General features: G+C 62.1%; 3 protein-coding genes and 2 pseudogenes. 2 read left to right on the top strand and 3 right to left on the bottom strand.

Going from position 1 to position 3,638, the window contains the following annotated elements:
- A pseudogene (locus tag ACFFAR_RS27900) lies at positions 1 to 579 on the bottom strand (LuxR family transcriptional regulator); the annotation flags it as partial.
- A 144-nt stretch (positions 580 to 723) separates the two neighbouring features.
- Here ACFFAR_RS27900 and ACFFAR_RS27895 point away from each other — a divergent pair.
- Entirely contained in the window at positions 724 to 1,503 is a 780-nt protein-coding gene (locus ACFFAR_RS27895; protein ID WP_062002033.1) for an alpha/beta fold hydrolase, read from the top strand.
- A gap of 170 nt (positions 1,504 to 1,673) precedes the next feature.
- The gene (locus ACFFAR_RS27890) at positions 1,674 to 2,114 is read left to right on the top strand and encodes a universal stress protein (RefSeq protein WP_375508881.1); all 441 of its coding nucleotides are present in this window, start codon (positions 1,674 to 1,676) and stop codon (positions 2,112 to 2,114) included.
- Positions 2,115 to 2,163: 49 nt separating this feature from the next.
- On the opposite strand, the gene ACFFAR_RS27885 is transcribed toward ACFFAR_RS27890, so the two are convergent.
- Positions 2,164 to 3,372 (bottom strand): porin, encoded by a 1,209-nt coding sequence (locus tag ACFFAR_RS27885; protein ID WP_075358400.1) that lies wholly within the window; start codon positions 3,370 to 3,372, stop codon positions 2,164 to 2,166.
- 112 nt (positions 3,373 to 3,484) lie between these two features.
- Positions 3,485 to 3,638, bottom strand: a pseudogene (locus tag ACFFAR_RS27880) (SMP-30/gluconolactonase/LRE family protein); the annotation flags it as partial.

Below are 3,638 nucleotides of genomic sequence, written 5' to 3'. Positions count from 1 at the left end.
ATGTGACACCAGCACGAGCGCGCGTTCGAGCCCGTACACGCGGCTGAAAATCTCGATATCGCCCGCCAGCGCCACCATGAAGACCGTTTCCGGAACCTGCGGCCCCGCCATGCGCGCCGGCAAACCGTTGCCATCCCAGGCTTCGAAGATATGCCGCAGCGTGTTTTCGGTTGCGTGCGCGAGGCCCAGCGTGCGCGCCACTTCGCCGGAGACTTCGCAATGAATCTGCGCGAGCGGCTGGATGGTAGCGCCGAAGCCGCCCTGCATTTGCCGCATCGGTTCGTCCCAGTCGGGACGCATCGCAAGCATGGCTTCGCGGCCGGCAATGTCGTCGCCGAGGGCATCGGCGAAACCGGCCGCGTTGGCTGTGCAGCCCGACCATCGGAGCAAGGATGCTTCGCGCACGGTGTCGCAAGCGGCGGCGTCCGCACCCGCCGCTTGCGCGAGCTGGAGCGCGAGCCACGCGGTGCGCGGCGAATGATCGGTTGGCTGTCCCATGCTGAGATCGCCGATGAAGGCGAGCGCCCTGACGGCGTCGAATGCGCGGATGTCGGAGCGGGCGGAACGGTCGCGCTGCATGGGTTCGATGCCTCCGGAGGCTCTGCTGGCAAGGGCATCACTATACGCGACCGGCTTCAAGGGTCGGTTATTCGACCGATACCGCCGCCAGGGCTCGTCTGCGAAAGTAGGGGCTCAAACCAACCCGCATGAGGACACCAGATCATGAACACCCTTCTCAGGAAAGTTTTAGCATCCGCCATGCTGCTCGGCAGCCTTTTCGCGGTTCCCGCAGTGCACGCCGCGCCGGTCCAGGACCTGAAAGGTACGAACGTAGTGCTCGTGCACGGCGCCTTCGCCGATGGCTCGAGCTGGAACAAGGTCATCCCGCTGCTCGAAGCGCGCGGCCTGCATGTAGTCGCGGTCCAGAATCCGCTGAGCTCGCTCGCCGATGACGCCGCCGCAGCCAAACGTGCGATCGATGCGCAAAACGGGCCGGTCGTGCTCGTCGGCCATTCGTGGGGCGGCGTGGTGATCACCGAGGCCGGCAACGACGACAAGGTCAAGGCGCTCGTCTACGTCGCCGCGTTCGCGCCGGACAACAACACGTCGATCAACGACATGCTCAAGGGCAAGCCGGCGCCTGCCTGGGCAAGTGAATTGCAAAAGGATTCAGGCAATTACCTGACGCTTTCCACCGATGCAATCATCCACCAGTTCGCGCAGGATCTGCCGGTGCCACAGGCCCGGCTGATCGCCGCGACGCAAGGTCCATGGGCGGCCAGCGCGACTGACGACAAGGTGTCGACCGCTGCATGGCACTCGAAGCCGTCGTGGTTTGTCATCGCCGACAAGGATCACATGATCGATCCGCGTCTGCAGACGGCCATGGCCGCGCAAATCGGCGCGACCACCACGCATGTCAATTCGAGCCACGTGGCGATGGTGAGCCAGCCGAACGCAGTGGCGGCAGCGATCATCGCGGCGGCGACCAAGGTTCATTGATGAATGGGGATAGGCAGGGTTGCACGATTTGATTCGCGATCCTGGTCGTCCTTGCATCGGCTGCAAGTTTGCAGTCCAGTAGATTTTTCGGCGCGCTGTGTGGAATTTTCCCTTGATTCGAGGCGTTATCCGAACGAACCGCAGCAGAGCGGAAACCATCGGAGCCTGGAATGTTCGACTATCGGCGCATCCTCACGTGTTACGACGACACGGCGGAGATGAAGGCGGCGTTGCATCACGCAACATCGCTTGGAAAATCCTTGCGGGCGGAGTTGCACGTGCTGGTTGTCATCGATACAGCCGCAATGGTGTCGTCCACACTCGGCCTGCCGTCCGATGGCGCTTATATGAACATCGAGCATACGGCGCGCGAGACGTTGAAGCGCGGGCTCGATCTTGCACAGGAGCGTGGCGTAAGCGCGCACGGGCACGTTGCGGTGGGCAATATCGTCGATAACGTGCGGCACTACGCCGAGGCGTTGCGCGCTGATTTCGTGGTGGTGGGGCACAGGCGACGGTCCGGATTTGCACGCCTGTGGCATGGGCCGGCGCCGCATCAGACGCTGATCGGACGATGCGGGGAGAGTGCTGTGATTACGGTGACGGTTTAAAAAAAACGGCGTGCCGGTCGGTCCGGCACGCCGCTTTTTGTGAGTCCGATCAAAACCGGTGAATGATCCCCACGCCCGCCGCAAACTGGCTCGGCGACGAAGACGGCGCCGACTGGAAACCATCGCCAATTGCCGACGTTGCGTTGATGATGCTTACGCCGTTCGTGCCGAGCGTCTTGCCGTTCGCGCGCTGATAAGCCTGCAGAGCGTAAAGGCCCGTGCGCTTGGACAACGAGTAGTACTCGGACAAGTTGAACTGCTGGTACTGCGCGGAACTGGTGATGCCGTTGGCCTTCGTTGCGCGCGTATAGCTATAGCCCGCAGCAAGGTCGATCAGCGTAACCGGCTTCCAGTGCAGCACGGCGCCGCCCGTGTTGAAGATCTCGGTCGTCTTGAAGCTCGAGTTGATGCCCGGGATGTATTGCACGTTCGAATACGTGAACGTGATGTCGAGCGCTTGCGTGAACGTATAACCGCCGGCGACCGCAATGCGCTGCTGCGCCTGCGCGGTCTGATAGCCATTGGTCACCGCCGATACACCCGATTGCCCCGCCGAGTTCGTGGTGGAATCCGCGCCGAACGCGCCGCCGCCCGGCGTCGAGTTGTTGATGCGCGTGATGCCTGCCGCAAGGCCGAACGGACCATTCGCGTACTGGACCGCGCCGCTCCACGTCGAGCCTTGATTCACGCTGCCGGGAACGCCTGCGAACGAATATGAGCCGCTGATCGTGACGCCATAAAATTTCGGCGATGTATAGACCAGCGAATTGTTCGCACGATAAATCGTATCGAGTTCATCCAGGTCACCAGGATGCGCGCCGAACGCGCCGGTCAGCCAGGTGGTCGGGCTGTACGGCGCGAGCAGCGTGTAGTACGACGTGTACTGGCGACCCGCGGTGAACGTACCGTAGGCGGGATTGGTCAAGCCGACCCACGCCTGGCGGCCGAACATTGCATTGGTGAATTGCTGGCCGCCCGTTGCCGAGTTGAAACCCGACTCGAGCTGGAAGATCGCCTTGTTGCCGCCGCCGAGGTCTTCTGCGCCCTTGAGGCCGAAACGGCTGCCTGCCCAGACGCCCGGCAGCATCTTGACGTTCGAGCGTCCGCCCTTGTTCGAACCCAGCGACGTCTGGCTGCTTTGATACGTGATCGAGTCATCGATAATGCCGTACAGCGTCACGCTGTTCTGGGCAAAGACCGGCGAAGCGAGGGTGGCAAGGCCGAGAAGGACGGCCTTTTTGGCGTGGCGTGACTGCATGAGATCTCCTCTTTTTTGTATCAATGATTGCGATGCGGCCAGCAGCGTCGCGGACAATGTTTTACTACAAAGTGCCTGGTAATTCCTGTCGATTTGCATGCAGTGTTTGCCCTCATAGCAAACCTGCGTAATCGCATTCGTGCACGCCGCGAACACCTGGCCGGACTGCGAGCAGATGCCCGTCGAGTTCGTTGGCGCCGGCCGCCGGCTGTATGGATGTGATGAAGAGCGTGTCGAGATCGCGGCCGCCGAACGTGCACATGGAG

Origin of the sequence: uncultured Caballeronia sp., from assembly GCF_964243625.1 — a bacterium.
Taxonomy (GTDB): domain Bacteria; phylum Pseudomonadota; class Gammaproteobacteria; order Burkholderiales; family Burkholderiaceae; genus Caballeronia.
This window is presented reverse-complemented; position numbering and strand designations above follow the sequence as displayed.